Consider the following 20,595-nt stretch of genomic DNA (forward strand, 5'->3'; position numbering starts at 1 on the left):
TTGGAAAAACTGTATTAATTGTTGAACAAAGAAAAGTAGCGGATTAATTGCCGCTACTTTTTCTTGTTTTGGTTATTCATTTGTATTTGATTGGCTCAATTGATTAAGGATACCTCGGGCTTCTTCCGCATTACCAAGTTTCCCAATATACTTCGCATCAAGACTGATCTTTTCATTTTCCTTTAAAATGTCTGGGTTGTACATGTACATCAATAGTAGTTTTACTAATTGGTTGTCACCCGAGATTACTTTTTTTTCGTGATCATTCCATAAAAATCTAATCCATGGTTGTTGATTAAGTTGCAAATTCACGATGTTAAATTTTCTAAATGTTTTTTCAAGGGTAGAGTTACTTTCCCTGCGACATATTTCTAAGGTAGAGGTGACAAAGGGGAGAAGTCCAATAGGTCTGAATAAAAGGTGGCCCCCATTTTCTCTATTTCTAAAAGCTTCGGCAGGTGCATTGCCTTCGGTCGCTAGAAATTCTTTAATAACGGTTATATGTGTTACAAAATCATCCCAATAATTAAAAGCATATTCCTTAAAGGCTTCAATTTCTTCCTCCGATGGCCTTAATTTTAAATAATCTGCAAGAGCTGTTTTATTATTATTGATTGTCTTGAAACTTTTTAATAATTCCTTATTGCAATCATATAGTGTAATTACTGAAGTAAGAGCCTGCTTATTCGAATCAGGAATCGGCTTCCCCTTGGAATCCAATACGCGATCATTTTTAAAAAGAGGATGGTTAACCAAGATTTCCCTTGTAATAATCGCTACAACATCATCTTCATCTAAGGCGATTATGTCCCTCATACTGACTGGTTTGGCGTAACGATTTAGTGTGCTAAATAATCTACGTGTCCTTTGCATTCCTTCTTCATCTGTACTGTGTCCAATAAAGATAACTGGCACAGTTTGTGTCGATAAGCTTCCATCTTCCTCTAATGCACGTTTTATACCCTCAGCTCGATGTTGCCCATCGACTGGAAATATTTTCTCCTCTCCATTTAGTTTCAAAAAGCCCATATTGAAAAACTCTTCACCGTCGTCGTAGTTAATCTCTACTTCAACCCACTGGGGATGGCCATCGTAAACTGCTAGTACAAGTGAATTGAAAAAACGTTCATCCTGATTCAGAATATAACTTTTTATTTTTTTATAATTATCAGTTATGCTTCGTTGAATCATCTTACTTAGAGTGGTGGATTTATGCAGCTCGTCATTAATTTCTTTTACGTAACGAGCTACATCCTGAAAACTCAATGTGGAAACGTAATAATTCCATACTCCAATTTTTCCACGGATAGCGGGTAATTTCATTCTTCCACTTCCTTATTAAAAAGCGTCAACAGCTCTTTTAATTGTTTTATTCGGTATTTCATCATTAAATGGCGGAACAAGTGCATTAATTAGTTTTATTTCAAGTGATTTTATAGTGTCGTTGTCAGTCAGCTCAATATATTTTATGTATAGATAAGGCCCCCATTCCCTTATCATAGTATTTATTTTCGGACGTTCTTCGGGGTATTTCTGAAAATAACTTCTGCAACGTTTTTTAAGGTTTTGGGTATTGGTAAATTGGGCTCTACCTATGTAAACTAAATATTCTGTATTAGGAAGTATACCCGGTCTAATATAAAAAAAGTATATACCACCTGCAGTTAGGGGGAGCTCATTCATATGATCGTGCATTGCTGAGCCATCGGTATTAAGGAATTTTTTTTCATGGAATACAGTCTGGGACCAATCAAAGTCTTCTAACTGCCATAAATCTGGGCATAAGCGAAAACTAACTGAAGTATTTCTAATTTTATGTATGAGATCTACATCATCCATATTTTATCACCTGATCAATATTTATATAGTTTGATAACCAAAATAAAGGCACGCTAATTATACTAAAGGTATTAATACGATAAGTATATTCTATACTTTACAACAAAAATAGTGAATGGAGATAGTGAAATTTGTTGATATAGGAGGATTGTTTAGTCGTGCAGGCAGTGTTTGCAAAAGGTGTTGTCTTTGAAAGTAACCTGCATCAGGTCACGTATGGTAGGAGTATTGTTGACGACTTGTTGACGAACACCGTCAACAAGCAACCAAACTCGAACAAAAAGAACAACATGCCATGGACAAAACCCTTATATATCAAGGGTTTTGTCCAACTAACACAGATTACAACCAACCCCCACATGTTCCCGCATACGGTGCATGTGGAGTCGGTGGCTTTATTGGTGAGGAATGGTTATAAGTAGCATTATAAAGTTCATCAAAGCCTAAATAGTTTGCATAAGAGCCGAACGAATTCAGGTATTTACTCCTGTTTCTCGCTCGGCTTTTTCTTTAAAACCAGGGACGAAGAAGCAGGTGGAAAGAAAGAGCCAAACCCTTCCAATCCATTGTTTTATCGGGCATTTTCTCGAAATGCCTCTCCTTTATTTGCTAAACCCCTTAATCCTTTCTTTTTCCGATAGTTTCAACCCTGTTTGTAATACGACTTTAAGTGCTATTTGACCCCATTTTTTTTATCCTTCCGTCTCTTATATACATTAGGTTATTGGTAATACCGATATTACAATATAGAGACCAAGTACTAAACTCTCATATATATATTTAACTGGAAGGAATGTAACCTCATGTCTACATCAAAATACATATCTACATCAGCATTAGCCAAAGAACTGAAAATCTCGGCAAAAGATTTATTTCAAAAGCTTTTAGAAAAGGGACTGATTAATCGTGAGAACAATAATTGGAATCTAACGGATATAGGAAAAGAAGCCGGAGGCGTAATGAAAACGCATCCCCAGTATGGGACCTATATCGCGTGGGATGAAGATAACAAGGAACTGCTAATGGCGGAGGAAGGTGAAGAAGAGGGCAAGCTAGTCAACACTACCGCTTTAAGCAAGCATTTTAATATTTCAAAGTTTAGAATGAACCCAATTTTATCTGAGCTTGGAATGATTCAAAAAGATGTCAAAGGCTGGGTATTAACCAAGCTGGGTGAGAGTTTAGGCGGTAAGCAATTTGAATATGTACGAACTGGGATACCTTATGTTTGTTGGAATGAAAGTATATTAACAAATAAACGTCTGTTGGAAACGATCCAAAGTGTTCAAGGCGTAAGTAGTGGGGAAGAAAAAGAGGGAGAGGTCAAATCCTCCTCAGCGGTAGGTTTTCGTGATAAGTTCGAGGCGAAGCATCGGACCGCGGATGGACACTATGTCCGTTCCCGAGCGGAAATGCTCATCGATAACTGGCTTTATATGTCCGAGATTGTCCATGCTTACGAAAGAAGGCTGCCTATTGAAGAAGAGGCATACTGCGATTTTTATTTGCCGGTCGGCAAGGTCTATATTGAATATTGGGGAATGGAGAATGACGAAAGATACGTAGAACGAAAAAAAGTAAAGCTAGATATTTATAAAAAGTATGGTTTTAAGTTGATCGAACTTGAAGATGCGGATATTCAGAATCTCGATGATATTTTGCCGAAAAAGCTTTTAAAGTTTGGTATTCAAGCTTATTAAAAAAGCTAGTATAAATAATGAAAATGAGATTGATCGTGCCTACTCGTGTTGAGTACTGTGCGTTCGAAGGTGCAGCTTAACTAAGTTCTCTATACGTTGTTATGTGTTGTCTGTGTATTGATGAGGGTTACCACAATCAACACTTTTGTAACTTCTTATGTAGATTGTACGTCCAAGACCTGTGTAGCCGGTTTGCCCTATTACCCATGAAGGATTTCAATATCTCTTGTCTCCATTCTCATATAATGGTAAAATATTATGGGAACATATGTTTGATTATTAAGGAGTCGATACATATATGATCCAATTGACGAACCGCCAGGCACGGCAGTTTCTGTTATTGAAGCACGGGCTGTTGGGCGAATATCAATTTACCGGAAAGCAGGGCATATTGGAATTTGTACGGCAGGTCGGTTGTATTCAATATGATCCCATAGATGTCTGCGGAAAAAACGTCGAGCTGGTGTTGCAGTCGCGAATCAAAGGATTTACTAAGGACATGCTGGGTAAATTGTTGTATGAAGATAGATTACTGATCGATTATCCCGATAAGAATCTGGCTATTATCCCTGCCCTAGACTGGCCTTATTTTGACCGATACAGGCAAGCTGCCCGGCAGCATGCCAAGCGCTATCCTGAGATGGAGGCGTTGACAGAGCAAGTAAGGACCTACATTCAAAATCACGGCGCGATTAGTTCGGATGATCTCAAGTTGGAAGGAAATTTCGCTTGGCGATCCGCCATTCATTGGAGCGGCGGGAACAATGCATCCCGGTCGGTGCTGGAGCAGATGTACTCGACAGGCGAGTTGATTATCCATCACAAAAAAGGAACACGTAAATATTACGATATCGCCGAGAAGTACATACACCCAAATTTGATCAATGCACCCGAGCCGCTAGAGAGCGATCTTGAGCATCACAAATGGCGGGTATTGCGCCGGATCGGCGCTGTTGGACTTTTATGGAATCGTGCATCTGATGCATGGCTGAACATCTGGGGATTGAAGGCGGAGCAGCGTAACGAGGCCTTCCGTCAGTTGCTACATGAGGATCGCATTGTTGCTGTGTCCGTGGAGCAAATGAAGGATACCCTGTACTGCCGTGCGGAGGACTTACCGCTTATTGAAGCCGTCCTGCAAAATCCAGAGCCGGAACTACGATGCGAGCTGATAGCCCCACTGGATAACTTGATTTGGGACAGAAAGCTGATCAACCAATTGTTTGGATTTGATTACACGTGGGAGATTTACACGCCTGCACTTAAACGGAAATTCGGCTATTATGTGCTTCCTTTATTATATGGAGAAAGCTTCATCGGACGAGCTGAGGTCATCGCGGAGCGAAAAACCGGAACACTCGTTGTAAAAAACATCTGGTACGAGGACGGCGTAAGGCCAACAGAGCAATTACGTATAGCCTTGAACGAATGTTTGCAAAAATTTGCATTATTCAACGGATGTGAGACGATTTCGGTAGAGTCTATGAACTGACATTTTCATTATTCACATTCCCATTCAGCGAATGAATTCGATCACAGTCAAGCTGCTGATTGAAGATGAAGAAGTAGGGCAATTCTCAACAGCAAGAGGGGACACCCCTCTTTTTAAAAATTTACCCAGTGAGCATGCTTCTCCCAAGGTTATGATATAATTTGATTTATCATGCTTTAGAGAGGTTTTTGATATGACAAATAATTTTTGGCGTGAATTGCCACGCCCCTTTTTTATATTGGCGCCTATGGAAGATGTGACGGATGTTGTGTTTCGGCATGTCGTGAGTGCGGCGGCCAGACCGGATGTGTTTTTTACCGAGTTTGCGAATACAGAGAGCTACTGCCACCCGGAGGGAAGCCATAGTGTGCGCGGGCGGTTGACGTTCACAGAGGATGAACAGCCCATGGTTGCTCATATCTGGGGAGACAAGCCGGAGTACTTTCGTCAGATGAGTATCGGCATGGCGAAGGAAGGCTTCAAGGGCATCGATATTAATATGGGCTGTCCTGTAGCGAATGTAGCGGAGAATGGAAAAGGAAGCGGGCTGATCTGCCGCCCAGATACCGCAGCTGATATTATCCAGGCCGCCAAAGCCGGAGGACTGCCCGTCAGTGTAAAGACAAGGCTCGGTTTCACGGACGTAGAAGAATGGCGCGGCTGGTTAACTCATATTTTGCAGCAGGACATTGTGAATCTGTCCATTCATCTACGTACAAGAGAGGAAATGAGCAAAGTAGATGCCCACTGGGAGTTGATTCCGGAGATTAAGAAGCTTCGTGATGAGGTGGCGCCAGATACGCTGCTGACCATTAACGGGGATATCCCTGACCGTCAGACCGGCCTCCGGCTCGCTGAGCAGTACGGTGTGGATGGGATTATGATTGGGCGCGGTATTTTTCAAAATCCATTCGCCTTCGAGAAGGAACCGAAGGAGCATAGCAGCGAGGAATTGCTTGATTTGCTGCGGCTGCATCTGGATCTTCATGATCAATATTCAGATCTGGAACTACGTTCGTTCCGGCCACTTGCCCGATTCTTCAAAATATATGTCCGCGGATTTAGAGGGGCAAGTGAGCTAAGGAATAACTTAATGAACGCGAAGTCCACAAGCGAAGTGCGTGCGCTGCTTGATGAGTTTGGAAGCAGGGAGCATGATGAGGCGGAGGAACGCGAGAATTAAGCTGCAAGATTAAAGAATCATCGGACGATTTAGGTAAATACGGGTTAGTTCACTATATAAGTTGAATTTAAGAATTACTTATAAGCAAGAGTGTGAAATGATTTCGGAGAAGCGGAGCGTTCGCCTTTGTGATTAGACTTCTACCTTAGAAAATTAATAAAGAAGTCTGAGAACAACAGCGATCGTAGGAACATTTCACACGGCAGCCTAGCACGTAAATCATTAGTTCGACTTATATAGTAAGAATAAATCCGCGCAGATAATATAAAAATTTATAAACAGATTGAGGATGGGACGAATGCAGAGGGAATCAAACCCTGAGCCAGCAAGCCTTTCCTCTGTTTTTATATAGAGGAGGATTATATGTCCTGGAGCAAATTGAAGCAGCAGCTGGAGGGATTTCTCAGTCCTGCGTTAATTGGAAGGGTAGAATATCGCGCACCGGCTTACCGTTATGTAGCTGATAAACCGGGGACTTGCTATATCTCGGTAGATAAAAAGAACGTACTCAATATGAGTGATAAAGCCAGCTTCATCAAATGGTATCAGACGGAGCTGGAAATCAAGAATGATCCGGATATCCAAATTCCTGTCTCCCAAGACGATATTGAAGCGGTCAGACAAGCCAGTAAGGGGCCAGTGCCTGAGGATCGATTAGTAGTTATGGCCAGAAGCAGGAAAAGTTCAGAACATGCCAAAGAGCTTTTGTCAGCACAGGCTTCATTAAGTAAATCAAATTTTATTGTTGCGGCGAATAAGTATCTACATACCTCTATCGAGGAATGCATAGAGAGCAATGATATCCTATTTAATGTTCTTGCCTTGGTAGACCGAAGGGTTGGTAAAAAGCGAATTGTGAACATGTCCGAGAAGATGGGGTTAAAGCATCCGATTGTGCAGTATTTCTATGAGCTGCGGCGGAGTACATTGTGAAGTAAAAACAGTTACTTCTATAGAGTCACTATCCTCAGCAAAGCCTTTTGAACGGAGTGAGAATCATGGGACAAAGAGCAAATTTAATTATTGTCAGGAATGAATCTTACGAGTTGTATTACAGTCATTGGTGTGCGAACACTCTGCCACAAGATTTATTCTGGGGGGAACAGTATGCCCTTCAATTTATTGAGATCCAGACAAGGGTTGATGAATCAGGATGGTTAGATGATGTGTGGGCAGAAGGCGGGGCAATTCTTGATTTAGATAAAAAGAAATTATTTTTCTATGGTGGTGAAGATATACTGTATGACATTCCACTAAGGAAACTCTATTTAGAACTTATGGGAATTACTTGGCAGGATTGGGAGATTAAATGGGCTTACGAAGGCATATTAGATTTAGCTACATACGTTGGTTACCCTAAGGAAAAGGTTCTAACAAGTTCTGAAATTGATATTAATGATTTAAGTCTTGCACCTCCTGAAGAAAAAAGCTGGGTTGATACTGTGGCTAGTGTAAAGTTCTCTCAAAACGAGTTACTACTGTTTCCGATTAGCGGGGGTGTAGATATTTATTTATCATATGGGCCTGATTTGATTAACAACATAGATAAATCATTTGGTTATAAAAGTATTTCCTTAAAAGAATGGTCTAAGGATTTCCCCATGGGGGGCTTCCATATTGATATTACGGCGAAAAGATTAGAGTATTGGCATGCTAATGATATCCCCAACATATCTCAAGAACTTCGGTCGAAGTGGCCAGATTGGGATGTAATTGAAAATTACGACAACTACGAATCACAATATAACAGTACTAATGGACTGCTTAAGTTTCAGGACATCAGTCAACATCAACTATTGAGGGAATTAAAGGTTTTACTGTTGAGTGAGCCATCGAATCCAATAAATGCAATAGAATGCTTTGTGAAAAAAGAAGAAGATGCTGGAAAAAAGGTAGAAGTAAATCCTCACGCTTTGAAAAATGATAGGTATGAATTACCCAAAAATGTTAGAGAAGAAGTATTAGACTTTGCGATAGATAATCTATAGTTGTAGTCTGCACTTTTTAGATATAAAAAGTAGGCTGCCGGAACTCTCCCGACAGCCTACTCCCCGACCTATGCAATTTCCTTATGCGAGTGACGTAATCATGCCCCCAAGAACATCTTCATGTCATCTTCCACATTGGTAATGCCGCCGATCCCGAAGTTCTCGACGAGAACTTTGGCAACGTTAGGCGACAGGAAGGCAGGAAGCGTTGGGCCAAGATGAATATTCTTGACGCCGAGATAGAGCAGGACGAGCAGCACGATCACTGCTTTTTGCTCGTACCAGGCAATGTTATAGGAAATCGGCAGTTCGTTGATATCTTCAAGGCCGAATACTTCCTTCAGCTTCAGGGCGATAACGACCAGAGAGTAAGAATCATTGCATTGTCCGGCGTCCAGAACGCGCGGGATTCCGCCGATGTCACCGAGCTCCAGCTTATTGTATTTGTACTTGGCACAGCCTGCCGTCATGATGACGGTATCCTGTGGAAGCTGGGCTGCAAAGTCGGTGTAATAGTTGCGGGATTTCATCCGCCCGTCGCAGCCGGCCATGACGAAGAAGCGGCGGATGGCACCGGTTTTCACGGCATCGACGACTTGATCGGCTACGTTCATCACTGCGGCATGAGCGAAGCCGCCGATGATCTCGCCAGTCTCAATCTCCGTAGGAGCTGGGCACCCTAGCGCCTGCTCGATCAGTGCGGAGAAGTCCTTGGCAGCGCCGTTCTCTCCCTCAGGGATATGGCGGACGCCCGGGAAGCCGGTGTTACCTGTCGTATAAATCCGATCTTTATAACTGTCCTTCGGCGGAACAATACAGTTGGTCGTCATCAGAATCGGTCCGTTAAAGGCTTCGAATTCACTATTCTGCTTCCACCAGGCATTGCCGTAATTGCCTACGAAATGCTCATACTTCTTGAATGCCGGATAATAGTGGGCAGGCAGCATCTCACTGTGCGTATACACATCCACGCCAGTTCCTTCCGTCTGCTTCAGCAGCTCTTCCATATCCTTGAGGTCATGACCGCTGATGAGAATGCCGGGCCGGTTCCCAACTCCGATATTGACCTTCGTAATTTCCGGATTTCCGTAAGCGGAAGTGTTGGCATTGTCTAGCATCGCCATGGCGTCTACGCCGTACTTGCCAGTCTCCATCGTCAGAGCGATCAGATCCTGCACTTCAAGGCTGTCGTCCAGCGTAGCTGCAAGTGCCCGGCGCATGAACCGGTTCAGCTCGCCATCGTCCTTCTCCAGATGCAGCGCATGGTACGTGTAAGCAGCCATCCCCTTGAGGCCGTAAATGATCAATTCGCGCAACGAGCGCACGTCTTCGTTACGGGTGGAGAGAACGCCAACGGTACGTGCTTTTACATCAAAATCGGCTTCTTTATCCGCTTCCCAGACAGCAGCATCCGGTAGATTGACGGTTCCTTCAGGATATTGTTCATCGTAATAAGCGCGCACTTCGCTGCGGAGCGCAATGGCATCCCGGGTTTTCCCCACAAAAACCTCGCGGTCAAAGTTGGCATTCGTTATGGTTGCGAACAAGGAGTCCATGATGAATAGCGATACCCGCTGTTCCAGTACTTCGGGCAGCCGGACGTCCAGACTGAGCCAAGAGATCCCTTTTAGCAAATAAATGAGCAAATCCTGTAAGTTCGCCACGTCATGCGGCTTGCCGCATACCCCTATAATGGTGCAGCCTGTTCCTTTGGATGCCTCCTGGCATTGAAAACAGAACATGGATGGTTGATGGTTAAGGGACATTTCTGCCGTGTTGTTATTCATTATTATTCCTCCCAATATCGTGTTTCTTTATTGTTAAAAGTCGTCATAAATTCGGCTTGCAATGGACTGTCAGACTGAAGTATACCCTGCCGCAAAAGTCGATTTAGTGATTAAGATCACTGCAACTCAATCTGTGATACAAATCACTAACTTGGTAGGATTCTTCTTTTAAACTGAAGCTATTGACCCTTTATGTATTGAACTATAGAAGCGTAACTGCTTAGTTCATTCCATATAGAACACGAAGAAATGAGGGAGAGCACGTGTCGATTTTGCCTCACAAAAATGAACTGGGATTCTACGAGATCCGTCTTGAATCCATCGGTGGACTTGGTGCCAATCTGGCTGGTAAAATGCTGGCCGAAGCCGGGGTAACCGGCGCTGGACTTAATGGTTCCAACTTCTCCAGCTATGGTTCCGAGAAAAAAGGGTCGCCTGTTAAAAGCTTCGTAAGATTCTGCGACCCCCAAGTGGAAATTCGCGATCACAGCCCTATTGAGCAGCCGCATGTGGTCGGCGTATTTCATGAAGCGTTATATAAGACAATAGATGTGATAAGCGGTTTACGGTCTGATGGGACGGTGCTTGTGAATACAGCGCGAAATCTTGCCGAAGTGGCCGCGGACCTGAACATGACGCAGGGAACGCTGGCCGCGATTGATGCGCTGCGAATTGCCGTTGAGGAGAAGACCAAAGTCAATACAGCGATGCTGGGCGCCTTGTTCCGGATCTGCAGCTTCCTTGACCCTGACGACATGCGGCGGGTGATCCGTAAGACTTTTGAGAAAAAGCTGCCTCATCTCGTGGAACCGAACCTGCGGACTTTTGACAGAGGGTATAATGAAGTCCAGTTCCTCACCATAGGAGATGGCACTGGGCTTATGAACCAGACAGCTTTCACAAGAATACAGCCGGTTCTCGGATATGAAACACAGGAGCTCGGCGGTGTTCTGAACGTTACGGCTAACAGCGTGCTGAAGGATCTTAGCGGCTCCCGGCAGGGGTATTTGCCGGAATACAAGATGGAGGACTGCATCAACTGTGCCGCATGTGATACGGTATGTCCGGACTTCTGCATTGTATGGGAGCAGAGGCCGGATAAGCGCGGCAACCTGCAAATGTTCATGAAGGGCATTGATTACCAGTACTGCAAAGGCTGCCTGAAGTGTGTGGAGGCCTGCCCGACTACCGCTTTGGCCGCCATGCTGGAAGAGCCGCAGTACGCGGAGCAGAACCGTGTGCCGCAAGTCTTCCCCTATCTAACTGTGGAGGGAGTCAGATCATGACCTTACAAACCAAAGACTTAACCGAGCACAAGGTCCCTGCCGCTCAGACGGCTGTCTTCGAATCGGGCAACGAAATGGCTGCCATGGCGGCCGCCCAGATTAACTATCACATCATGGGGTATTTTCCAATTACACCGTCTACGGAGATTGCCCAATATCTTGATATGATGCGTACGCGCGGCGAACATGACATCAAGCTGATTCCGGCCGACGGTGAACACGGCTCGGCAGGGATCTGCTACGGCGCAGCCGCAGCCGGCGCGCGGGTATTCAACGCCACTAGCGCGAACGGATTCTTGTATATGATCGAACAGCTCCCCGTGCAGGCAGGTACTCGCTTCCCCATGGTCATGAACTTGGTAACGCGGGCGGTCAGCGGACCGCTGGATATCCGCGGCGACCATTCAGATCTGTACTACGGACTGAACACCGGCTGGGTGATTCTGACCGCCCGCTCGCCGCAGGCCGTGTACGACATGAATATTATGGCGCTGCGTATCGCCGAACATGAGGACGTACGTCTGCCGGTCATCGTGGCTTATGACGGCTTCTTCACCTCGCACCAGAAGCGCCGGGTGCAAATATTTACGGACCGGGATACCGTTCAGGAGTTCGTAGGGGAACAGCCTGAATTCCCGCACGTGCTGGACGAGAACAATCCAATCGTCGTTGGGGCTTATATGAACGGCGACGACCTTATGAACAACCACTTCCAGCAGTCGGAAGCCATGTACCGCGCGGGCGAGGTGTTCAAGGAAGTGGCGGAGCAATACGCGGGTTTGTCGGGAAGATCCTATTCACCGCTGGATCTGTACCGTATGGAAGACGCGGAGGTGGCTTTGTTCCTGCTTAATTCCGCAGCTGAATCCTCCAAGGATGTAGTGGACCGCCTGCGGGCACAAGGAATCAAAGCGGGCGTGATCAGCCCGAATATTATCCGGCCGTTCCCGGCACGGGAAATCCGCGAGGCGCTGACAGGCGTCAAAGCGCTGCTGATCGGCGAACGCGCCGACTCTTACGGCGCGAACGGAGCCAATTTGACCCATGAGGTCAAATCGGCCCTGCAGGAGATCCGCGGCCCGCAGCCGATTGTGCTTTCCCGCATATTTGGTCTTGGCGGGAAAGATTATTACGCGGATGACGCGGAAGCCTTTTTTGCCTTGACGCTGGAGGCCATGGAACTTGGCTATGCCAAGGTGCCGTTCGATTATTACGGGCAGACGCCGGGCAATGAAGCGCACAAGCTGCAGCCAGTTATGGTGCCGATGAACGGGGACAGCTTCAAATCCGGCCTGATCACCGTCAAGGTGGATGAGGCGACAGGCAAGCTGGCGGTGAAAGTACCACCGATGCGTGCGCTTGCCGCCAAGCCGAAGCGCCTCGCTTCGGGTCATGGAGCCTGCCCAGGCTGCGGGATTTTCCCGGGGCTGGAGCTTTTCTTCAAAGGAATCGAGGGTAATATCGTGACTCTATTCCATACCGGCTGCGCCTATATCACCACTACAGGTTATCCGTATAACTCGCATAAGCAGAGCTTCATTCATAACCTGTTCCAGAACGGGCCGGCTACATTATCCGGTACAGTAGAGGCGTTCCTTGAGCGGAAACGCCGCGGGGAGATCGAGGTTCCCGAGGACTTTACCTTTGTCATGGTGACCGGCGACGGCGGCATGGACATCGGGATGGGATCAGCCATCGGGACGGCGCTGCGGGGCCATAATATGATCATCCTTGAATACGATAATGAAGGCTACATGAACACCGGGGCACAGCTTTCGTACTCCACGCCTTTAGGACATATGACGAGCACATCAGGCGTCGGGAAGAAGCAGCAGGGCAAGACGTTCCATCACAAAGATACTGTGCAAATGATGGCGGCAGCGCATGTTCCTTATGTATTCACGGGAACGGAAGCCTTCCCGCAGGATCTTGTGAAAAAGGCGGCCAAAGCACAGTGGTACGCCCAGAATGTAGGTACCGTCTACGGCAAGCTGCTGATCACATGCCCACTGAACTGGAAGTCCGACGACAAAGAAGGCGAGAACATCGTACGCGCAGCCGTGAATTCCTGCTTCTTCCCGCTGTATGAAGTGGAGCAGGGAGAGACGAACATTACGTACGATCCGGAAGAAAAGAACAAGAGGGTGCCGCTCGGCGACTGGCTGAAATATATGGGCAAATCAAGACACCTGCTCAAGGAAGAGAACAAAGAAATGCTTGGCGAATTCGAGCGCGAAGTGCAGCGGCGCTGGTCTATTCTGAAAGCGAAGCACGAGAATCCGCTGCTGTAGGAGAGAATTCTTAATCCAGCGAAGCGGGAGAGTTGTATTCTAAAGACACGGAGTTATTCTTCCGTGTCTTTTTTGTTTTCTAAAGCAATTTGAAATTCTTGAGAAAAAGCTTTTCTTGTCCAACTTGCATATACACATGACGATTTCTTTGCCCTTGCCAAATTGTACGAAATCGTAGTAAAATCAAAATACAATATAATTACTACGAAATCGTAATAAAGGATGATAAGTCGTGTAATTTTACAAACATTCAAAGATAAAAAAGGAGTGTTAGTATGGTAGCAGCAGCATGGATCTTGTTGGCCTTAGGAATTGGTCATTTTCTTTATGGGTTAGTCTGGTTTAGAGTACCTTTCTCAGAAGTATTTAGTGAGGGGTTTATAAATAAATTTAAGTCAAATGAATCGCGGCGATCAGCATTTTGGTTCACTATATTTGGTCCCTTGCTTATTATGTGTGGACATACCTCACTTCATTTGGCTATTGCAGGAGATAGAGGTCTATTTTTGATAATGGGTTATTATCTGCTTATTATTTCGCTTATCGGAGTCTTAGCGCTTCCCAAATCACCATTCTGGTTAGCTCTCATCGGCTCTCTAGTCTTTGTTGCGGCAGGGTATGGGTGGATTAATTAATTAATACAAAGACCCTTTCAGCAATGATAGGGTCTTCGTGTATAAGTCGCTTAATAAGGGATTTTAAAGAGGATGCATGTTACGGTAAATATCCAAATTCTCATCATCATAGCAGACAAAATAAACCTGTTCGAGCGTTCCTGTCGGGTCATTAACCGAGTTCAAATAATCAATGACCGCTTCCAGTGCAGTCTCAGCTGCAAGCTGTTTGGGGAACCGGTAGATCCCTGTACTGATATTCGGAAAAGCAATGCTTTTGGCTTTATACTCCAATGCAAGGCCTAGGGAGTTACGATAGCAGTCTGCAAGTAAACTGGCTTCGCCTTGGTTCCCACCATTCCATACAGGACCCACCGTGTGGATGACATGACGTGCCGGCAGGTTCCCAGCCGTAGTAATAACAGCCTCGCTGACCGCGCAGCCTCCTTGCCGCTCCCTAATCCGCAGGCATTCTTCGAGTATGCTTCGACCCCCGGCCTGGTGAATAGCGCCATCCACGCCCCCGCCTCCCAGCAAGCTTGAATTCGCAGCGTTGACGATGACGTCGGCCGTTATCTTCGTAATATCACCCTTGATCAAAGAAATGCTCGTCTGGTTAACCTTTAGAAAATCTCTCATTATACGCCTCCTAGATCGAAAGGATTCCAACATACGCCTTTTTAGATAATTACCCCAGAATACCCGAACCCGTCATTGTATTAGAGGATGGATTTGATGAAATGGATAACTTTGAACTGGTTCGTAATACTTTCGCCATGTTCGTGTAGGTCGAAATGAGCGAATATAGAACCTGTAAGACCTACGGTTCTTATTCGGACGATGGTAACGAGGCGGGGATATTCATTATCCCGCAGTGCCAGGCATGTATGCTGTGGTATCCTGTGCAATCGGATCGGTAAGAATCCACTATTTGGGGTTCGATTCCCCAATCGCCTAGGGAGCGATTCTGGTAGAATACTCGATTTTCACTCGAGCGAAGACTGAACAAGACCATAAGAATAGAATCCCCGGCGGCTATTTCAAGCGCACTGCAGATAAGGCTCTGCAATCCGTGGATACCGATAATGCAAAATTCCAGGTGTTTGTATGGGATAGAAGAGGAAGAGAGGCTGCTGAAGTAGGGTCAGCCATCGAGTTCGGATTCCTTCAACAATCACTGGATGATCGCTTATCTAAAGCGCGATTCCGCCGGAACTGCGGGGGGATTCTATATCCGGTGGTCGAACTAATAAGGGAGGCAACAACATGTTCACTAAAGTAACCATTCAAGCTGACCAGCGCGGTTTGCTGTTTCATAAAGGAAGTTATGTAAAAAAGCTTATTCCAGGGACCTATAACTTTCTCTCATGGTCACAAAATACCGTTGTCGTGTTAAATATAGCGAAACCCTTCAAGGTGGAGGGAAAAGATCTGCAGTTGTTCCTTCACGAAATGAACTCGTGCAAGAGCTCGATATTGTGCGGGTACCGGATCATGAATACGTGCTGCACTACGAGGACGGCCAATTCGTACAGCTGCTGAAGCCTGGTGTCTACGCCTACTGGAACATACTCAAGCAACATACGTTTTTACATACGGATGTCAGACAGCCAGAATTGCCGGCTGAGGTAGATCGTTCGATTTTGTCAAAGCTGTCGGCCTATACGCAGTCCTATGAAATTGCGAGTTATGAATCTGGGTTTTTGTTCTATGATCAAGTTCTGCAGCGAGAGCTTGCTCCCGGAAAGTATTGCTTCTGGGGAGGGCCAGTTTCGGTAATGGTCAAAAAGATTGACTTGAGACAGCAGCAGATGGATCTCATCGGTCAGGAGATCATGACAGAAGATAAGGTGACGCTGCGGTTGAACTTCGTCTGCCAATACAAGATCGTACAGCCTCTTCGTGCCTTGGAAATGAAGTCATTCGACGAGCAAATTCATATCCAGCTTCAGCTCATGCTGCGAGAATATGTTGGAACTCTTAAGCTGGATGAACTCTTGAAACGGAAAGAAGATGCTGCTTCGTTCATACTGTCCCGCTTGCGTGAGAAAAGCGAGGAGTACGGAGTACAGTTTTTGAGTGCCGGGATTAAAGATGTCATTTTACCTGGAGAGATGAAGGATATTCTCAACACCGTCCTGCTTGCGGAGAAGAAGGCCCAAGCGAACCTGATCACCCGCCGGGAAGAAACGGCCTCGACTCGAAGTCTGCTTAATACGGCGAAGCTGATGGACGAGAACCAGACGTTGTTCCGTCTGAAAGAGCTTGAATTCCTTGAGAAAATATGCGAGAAAATCGGATCCATCTCTCTTACGGGCGGTGGAGATCTACTCGAACGGTTGAGCTCTCTCCTTGGTGAGAATAGGGCAACAGGCAATTAGTAAGTACAAAACTGGTCTTTAAAATTATTTATGTAGGAGTTGAAATTCAGTGGCTTATCAAAATATAGACGGCGTACGTGTCTGGGGCAACCCGGATAGCGGGGCGCTTGATCAGGCGAAAATGTGCGCGGAAAACGGAAATGTGGTTCAGATGCTACTTATGGCAGACCATCATAAAGGATACAGTCAACCGATCGGCGGAGTTGTGGTCTACGACGGGCAAATCTCTCCCTCTGGCGTTGGCTATGATATCGCTTGTGGCAACAAGGCTGTGCGAACCAGCTTACTTGCTGAAGACATTAAGCCCAGATTGAAGATGATTATGGATGAGATCGCACGTAAAATCTCCTTTGGAGTAGGTCGTGTCAACAATGATAAGGTTGATCATGACCTCTTCGATGATTCGGATTGGGCTGTCTACAAGGCGATAGGCAGACAAGAGCATGATAAGTTGAAAGCATTGGCGCAAAGTCAGCTTGGCACTGTAGGCAGCGGTAACCACTTCGTGGATTTGTTCGAAGAAGCAGGAACCGGGCGTTTGTGGATCGCGAATCATTTTGGAAGCCGTGGCTTCGGGCATAAGACGGCAAGCGGTTTTCTTAACCTTGCTGCCGGAAGAGAGTTTCTCGCGAGCGCTCCTGGTGAGAAGATGGACCAGCCACCAGTACTTCTTGATTTGAGCAGTGAGCTAGGGGATATGTATTACAGAGCCATGAAGCTCGCTGGACGTTATGCCTATGCCGGCAGGGATTATGTGATACAGCAAGTATTGGCCATTCTGGGAACGGAAGCGGAATTTGAAGTGCATAACCATCATAACTATGCTTGGAAAGAGAAGCATGGCGGGAAGGAAGTCGTCGTTGTCCGTAAAGGAGCGACGCCATCCGCACCCGATCAGGTTGGATTTATCGGCGGGAGTATGGGGGATATCTCCGTTATCGTAAAAGGGAAGGATAGCATGGAGAATAGGGATTCTTATTACAGTACCGTTCATGGAGCGGGGAGAATCATGAGCCGTACCCAGGCGGCAGGCAAAATGAACTGGAAAACCCGTACCCGCAGCGGGGGCCAAATCAGCATGGAACAGATGATGGAGGCTGTTCGTGATTTCGGTGTAGAATTGCGCGGTGCAGGTACGGATGAGAGTCCTTTTGTTTACCGCAAGCTTCAAGATGTATTGGATGCTCATGCGGAAACCATCAAGGTCATGCACGTGCTGAAACCAATTGGGGTCTGCATGGCTGGAGCAGATGAGTTGGATCCGTATAAGGATTGAATCCATTTTAAAGGGATTGCCGTTTATGGCAATTCCTTTATTTTTTTGGAACACTGGACTATTTAACTGAAACAGTTGCAGCTACGAATATACCCATCGGGCGAGCCCGCTATTTTCACCGATGTGAAGGATAGTTACTGGGCAAAAGATTACATTAGCATATCGGAGCCCGCGCTGGAACCACGAATCTTCTGTACATCAAGCATTGGGGGGCTTCCATACATACGAGCATATTCCCTGCTGAACTGGGAAGGGCTCTCATAGCCTACACGGAATGCGGCATCGGAGACTTGCACGGTTTCCGTCAGCAATAAGCGCCGGGCTTCCTGCAAGCGGACCGTTTTCTGGTATTGCAGTGGGCTCATTGCTGTAACGCGTTTGAAATGTTTATGAAACGCCGACGTGCTCATGTTGAGAGACTTTGCAAGCTGCTCAATCATGAGCGGACGATCATATTGCCGATTAATTATCTTGATCGCTTCAGCGATATTGTGCGCATGGTTGCCGATCATCGCGAATTGGCGGATGTCTGCGCCTTGTTCACCTTGCAGCACCCGGTATAAAATTTCCCGAATGATGAGTGGTGCCAGGATCGGAGCGTCCTCGGGATCATCCAGCAGCTGCATAAGCCTTACAATGGCTTCGAGTAATGTAAGAGACGTTCGGTTCACTGTTATGCCACGACTGGTATGCGAGGGAACCGTAGGAGGGAAGCTCATGTTACTTACGATGTCCAGGATGACGTCGGCATCGAAGCTCAGCTTTAGGCTTAAATAAGGAAGTTCGGGCGAGGCTTCGATAATTCTACCCATGATCGGCAGCTCGACGGAAGTGACCAGATAGGTCGATGGATCATATCGATAGGTTTCATTCGCCAGTGTCGCTGTCTTTGCCCCTTGGGCTACGACGCAAATAGAGGGCTTATATACGGATTCCAGCGGCTCTGTTAACTGAGTGGCATGCATCAGCGTTAAGGAAGGTACGGCTGTCGGATGCGTACCGTTCGATGGGGCATGGTTATGAATCAAGAGTGCCAATTGCTTCAAGGCTTCATCCATATGCTGAGTTCCATCCATTTGGCGAGTCTCCTTTCATGTAAATGTAGTTTATATAAAGTAATAGTGAAGAGAATTAGGCAAGGATCGAACAGTTATGTTCTACCAGGTCAATGTAATATTTTACTATAATGAGAATGTAAAGTCGCACGTAACGAACTAACATACAGCCAAAACAAATAAAAGGAGAGAACAAATATGAAATTGAATGGAAAAGTAGCGATTGTTACTGGCGCATCGAGGGGGATCGGACGGCAAATCGCCATCCAATTAGCGAAGTCGGGAGCGAAAGTGGTTGTCAATTATTCCTCGAGCCCCGAGAAAGCGAATGAAGTTGTAAGCACAATTGAGCAATCTGGTGCCGAAGCCACTGCGATTCGGGCTGATGTGAGTAAGGTGAACGAAGTTGAGGCTTTGTTCTCGGAGACGATTGAGCGATTTGGACGCGTAGATATACTGGTCAATAACGCCGGAATTATGGAATGTATGGCCCTCCCGGACGTAACGGAAGAGGTGTTTGATCGGCATTTTGCGGTCAACGTGAAGGGGACTTATTTCGCTTGCCAACAAGCGATGAAGCATATGGAACAAGGCGGAACAATCATTAACTTCTCGACGTGTGTCTTGGGTGCAATGCTCCCGACATATAGCGTATATGCCGCGACGAAGGGCGCGATCGAGCAGATCACACGCCAATTGGCGAAGGAATTCGGCCCCAGGGATATTATCATCAATTGCGTGGCGCCGGGACAAGTGTCGACGGAGTTATTTTTGGATGGCAAGTCAGAGGAATTGATCGATACGTACCGCCGAATGAACGCATTTGGTCGGCTGGGCGAACCTGAAGATATTGCGAATGTAATCGAGCTGCTGGTCAGTGACAACGCCCGTTGGATAACGGGACAGACGATTCGCGTAAACGGCGGGTTCAATTAAATAGGGTAAAAGGGAGTAATCTATCATACAGGGACACAGGTGAACACAATGACAGCCGATCGATAATCAGGAATCATTTCTAATTATCGATCGGCTTATTTCATTTTTGCTGAACAAAGACTCTCATAAAATTAAGAATATTTGACTAGAACGAAGGGGAAATTCGTTACCATTTCCTTATTGCTAATCTCTGGAATCAATATGATAATGATAATCGTTATCATTTAATATATTGATTATTAAGGAGGTATAATCGTGTTTTTAAATTTTTTAAGGGAAAACCGCTATGTATCCCTGCTTCTGACTGTCCTTAGGGTGTATCTTGGATGGCTTTGGGTGAGTGCAGGGTGGAAAAAAATTTCGGGTGGAAAATTTGATGCTAGCGGCTTTCTGAATGGGGCTGCTGCAAAAACAACTGGAGAACATCCGGTAGTTCAACCGTGGTGGGGAACCTTTGTGAGAGAGGTCGCATTGCCTTATGTAGATTTCTTTAACGTACTAGTTCCGTGGGGAGAATTTCTGGTAGGTCTGGGTTTAATCTTTAGGATTTTTACGTCATTCTCCATACTCATGGGGCTAACTATGAATTTCGCTTATCTGCTATCAGGGACGACAAGTACGAATCCGCAAATGGTTATACTGGGAATGTTCATTCTAGTGGCGGGATGGAATGCCGGGAAAATCGGGTTGGATCGCTGGTTCCTACCGTGGCTCGGGAGGTTGGCAAATAAAAGAGGCGGTATTGAGCAAATGTCGCCAAATTGAGG

At 45.9% G+C, this 20,595-nt stretch carries 16 protein-coding genes and 1 pseudogene; 12 read left to right on the forward strand and 5 right to left on the reverse strand.

What is annotated here, in order from left to right:
• Nucleotides 1-72: 72 nt before the first annotated feature.
• Entirely contained in the window at nt 73-1,323 is a 1,251-nt protein-coding gene (locus ACEN86_RS03855) for a DGQHR domain-containing protein (RefSeq protein ID WP_495633045.1), read from the reverse strand.
• Between the two features lie 15 nt (nt 1,324-1,338).
• Entirely contained in the window at nt 1,339-1,839 is a 501-nt protein-coding gene (locus ACEN86_RS03860; RefSeq protein WP_495633046.1) for a GIY-YIG nuclease family protein, read from the reverse strand.
• Between the two features lie 803 nt (nt 1,840-2,642).
• On the opposite strand from ACEN86_RS03860, the gene ACEN86_RS03865 reads away from it, so the two are divergent.
• The 5 genes from ACEN86_RS03865 to ACEN86_RS03885 all read left to right on the forward strand — a co-directional run bounded on the left by ACEN86_RS03865 (nt 2,643) and on the right by ACEN86_RS03885 (nt 8,202).
• Nucleotides 2,643-3,539, forward strand: coding sequence for a glycerol kinase (locus ACEN86_RS03865; protein WP_495633047.1), 897 nt, complete (start codon nt 2,643-2,645; stop codon nt 3,537-3,539).
• Between the two features lie 298 nt (nt 3,540-3,837).
• Nucleotides 3,838-5,031, forward strand: a complete 1,194-nt coding sequence (locus ACEN86_RS03870) for a winged helix-turn-helix domain-containing protein (protein WP_495633048.1) — start codon at nt 3,838-3,840, stop codon at nt 5,029-5,031.
• A gap of 193 nt (nt 5,032-5,224) precedes the next feature.
• Nucleotides 5,225-6,214 (forward strand): tRNA dihydrouridine synthase, encoded by a 990-nt coding sequence (locus tag ACEN86_RS03875; RefSeq protein WP_495633049.1) that lies wholly within the window; start codon nt 5,225-5,227, stop codon nt 6,212-6,214.
• A gap of 363 nt (nt 6,215-6,577) precedes the next feature.
• Entirely contained in the window at nt 6,578-7,147 is a 570-nt protein-coding gene (locus ACEN86_RS03880; RefSeq protein ID WP_495633050.1) for an SF0329 family protein, read from the forward strand.
• Nucleotides 7,148-7,212: 65 nt separating this feature from the next.
• On the forward strand, nt 7,213-8,202 hold the full coding sequence (locus ACEN86_RS03885; RefSeq protein ID WP_495633051.1) for a hypothetical protein: 990 nt from the start codon (nt 7,213-7,215) through the stop codon (nt 8,200-8,202).
• A gap of 98 nt (nt 8,203-8,300) precedes the next feature.
• On the opposite strand, the gene hcp is transcribed toward ACEN86_RS03885, so the two are convergent.
• Entirely contained in the window at nt 8,301-9,989 is a 1,689-nt protein-coding gene (hcp, locus tag ACEN86_RS03890; protein WP_495633052.1) for a hydroxylamine reductase, read from the reverse strand.
• Between the two features lie 263 nt (nt 9,990-10,252).
• Between hcp and ACEN86_RS03895 the strand changes: the two genes are divergently transcribed.
• From ACEN86_RS03895 to ACEN86_RS03905, 3 genes are all read left to right on the forward strand, one after another.
• Nucleotides 10,253-11,275, forward strand: coding sequence for a 2-oxoacid:acceptor oxidoreductase family protein (locus ACEN86_RS03895; protein WP_495633053.1), 1,023 nt, complete (start codon nt 10,253-10,255; stop codon nt 11,273-11,275).
• A complete protein-coding gene (locus ACEN86_RS03900) occupies nt 11,272-13,566 on the forward strand; it encodes a thiamine pyrophosphate-dependent enzyme (protein ID WP_495633054.1) in 2,295 nt (764 codons plus the stop codon). Before ACEN86_RS03895 ends, ACEN86_RS03900 begins: the two co-directional genes overlap by 4 nt.
• Nucleotides 13,567-13,841: 275 nt before the next feature.
• The gene (locus ACEN86_RS03905; protein ID WP_495633055.1) at nt 13,842-14,201 is read left to right on the forward strand and encodes a DUF6463 family protein; all 360 of its coding nucleotides are present in this window, start codon (nt 13,842-13,844) and stop codon (nt 14,199-14,201) included.
• Nucleotides 14,202-14,264: 63 nt separating this feature from the next.
• On the opposite strand, the gene ACEN86_RS03910 is transcribed toward ACEN86_RS03905, so the two are convergent.
• Nucleotides 14,265-14,819 (reverse strand): O-acetyl-ADP-ribose deacetylase, encoded by a 555-nt coding sequence (locus ACEN86_RS03910; protein WP_495633056.1) that lies wholly within the window; start codon nt 14,817-14,819, stop codon nt 14,265-14,267.
• A gap of 627 nt (nt 14,820-15,446) precedes the next feature.
• On the opposite strand from ACEN86_RS03910, the pseudogene ACEN86_RS03915 reads away from it, so the two are divergent.
• Nucleotides 15,447-16,561: pseudogene (locus ACEN86_RS03915) on the forward strand (slipin family protein).
• A 49-nt stretch (nt 16,562-16,610) separates the two neighbouring features.
• On the forward strand, nt 16,611-17,837 hold the full coding sequence (locus ACEN86_RS03920) for an RtcB family protein (RefSeq protein ID WP_495633057.1): 1,227 nt from the start codon (nt 16,611-16,613) through the stop codon (nt 17,835-17,837).
• 149 nt (nt 17,838-17,986) lie between these two features.
• Here the strand turns inward: ACEN86_RS03920 and ACEN86_RS03925 are convergent, their stop codons facing one another.
• Nucleotides 17,987-18,913: an AraC family transcriptional regulator gene (locus tag ACEN86_RS03925; RefSeq protein ID WP_495633058.1), complete on the reverse strand. Its 927-nt coding sequence runs from the start codon at nt 18,911-18,913 to the stop codon at nt 17,987-17,989.
• Between the two features lie 177 nt (nt 18,914-19,090).
• Between ACEN86_RS03925 and ACEN86_RS03930 the strand changes: the two genes are divergently transcribed.
• Together ACEN86_RS03930 and ACEN86_RS03935 are read left to right on the forward strand one after the other, a co-directional pair.
• A complete protein-coding gene (locus ACEN86_RS03930) occupies nt 19,091-19,828 on the forward strand; it encodes an SDR family oxidoreductase (RefSeq protein WP_495633059.1) in 738 nt (245 codons plus the stop codon).
• Nucleotides 19,829-20,083: 255 nt separating this feature from the next.
• Nucleotides 20,084-20,593 carry a DoxX family protein gene (locus ACEN86_RS03935; RefSeq protein ID WP_495633060.1) on the forward strand — a complete coding sequence of 170 codons (510 nt, stop codon included), beginning with the start codon at nt 20,084-20,086 and terminating at the stop codon, nt 20,591-20,593.
• Nucleotides 20,594-20,595 lie beyond the last annotated feature (2 nt).

The sequence above is a fragment of the Paenibacillus sp. Paensp111 genome (genome assembly GCF_059492195.1).

Bases quoted from the DNA above. Each gene is read 5' to 3' on its own strand.
- ACEN86_RS03930 (WP_495633059.1), top strand. From the start codon at position 19,091: ATGAAATTGAATGGAAAAGTAGCGATTGTTACTGGCGCATCGAGGGGG.
- ACEN86_RS03855 (WP_495633045.1), bottom strand. From the start codon at position 1,323: ATGAAATTACCCGCTATCCGTGGAAAAATTGGAGTATGGAATTATTAC.
- ACEN86_RS03905 (WP_495633055.1), top strand. From the start codon at position 13,842: ATGGTAGCAGCAGCATGGATCTTGTTGGCCTTAGGAATTGGTCATTTT.
- ACEN86_RS03875 (WP_495633049.1), top strand. From the start codon at position 5,225: ATGACAAATAATTTTTGGCGTGAATTGCCACGCCCCTTTTTTATATTG.
- ACEN86_RS03885 (WP_495633051.1), top strand. From the start codon at position 7,213: ATGGGACAAAGAGCAAATTTAATTATTGTCAGGAATGAATCTTACGAG.
- ACEN86_RS03860 (WP_495633046.1), bottom strand. From the start codon at position 1,839: ATGGATGATGTAGATCTCATACATAAAATTAGAAATACTTCAGTTAGT.
- ACEN86_RS03865 (WP_495633047.1), top strand. From the start codon at position 2,643: ATGTCTACATCAAAATACATATCTACATCAGCATTAGCCAAAGAACTG.
- ACEN86_RS03900 (WP_495633054.1), top strand. From the start codon at position 11,272: ATGACCTTACAAACCAAAGACTTAACCGAGCACAAGGTCCCTGCCGCT.
- hcp (WP_495633052.1), bottom strand. From the start codon at position 9,989: ATGAATAACAACACGGCAGAAATGTCCCTTAACCATCAACCATCCATG.
- ACEN86_RS03910 (WP_495633056.1), bottom strand. From the start codon at position 14,819: ATGAGAGATTTTCTAAAGGTTAACCAGACGAGCATTTCTTTGATCAAG.
- ACEN86_RS03880 (WP_495633050.1), top strand. From the start codon at position 6,578: ATGTCCTGGAGCAAATTGAAGCAGCAGCTGGAGGGATTTCTCAGTCCT.
- ACEN86_RS03870 (WP_495633048.1), top strand. From the start codon at position 3,838: ATGATCCAATTGACGAACCGCCAGGCACGGCAGTTTCTGTTATTGAAG.
- ACEN86_RS03925 (WP_495633058.1), bottom strand. From the start codon at position 18,913: ATGGATGGAACTCAGCATATGGATGAAGCCTTGAAGCAATTGGCACTC.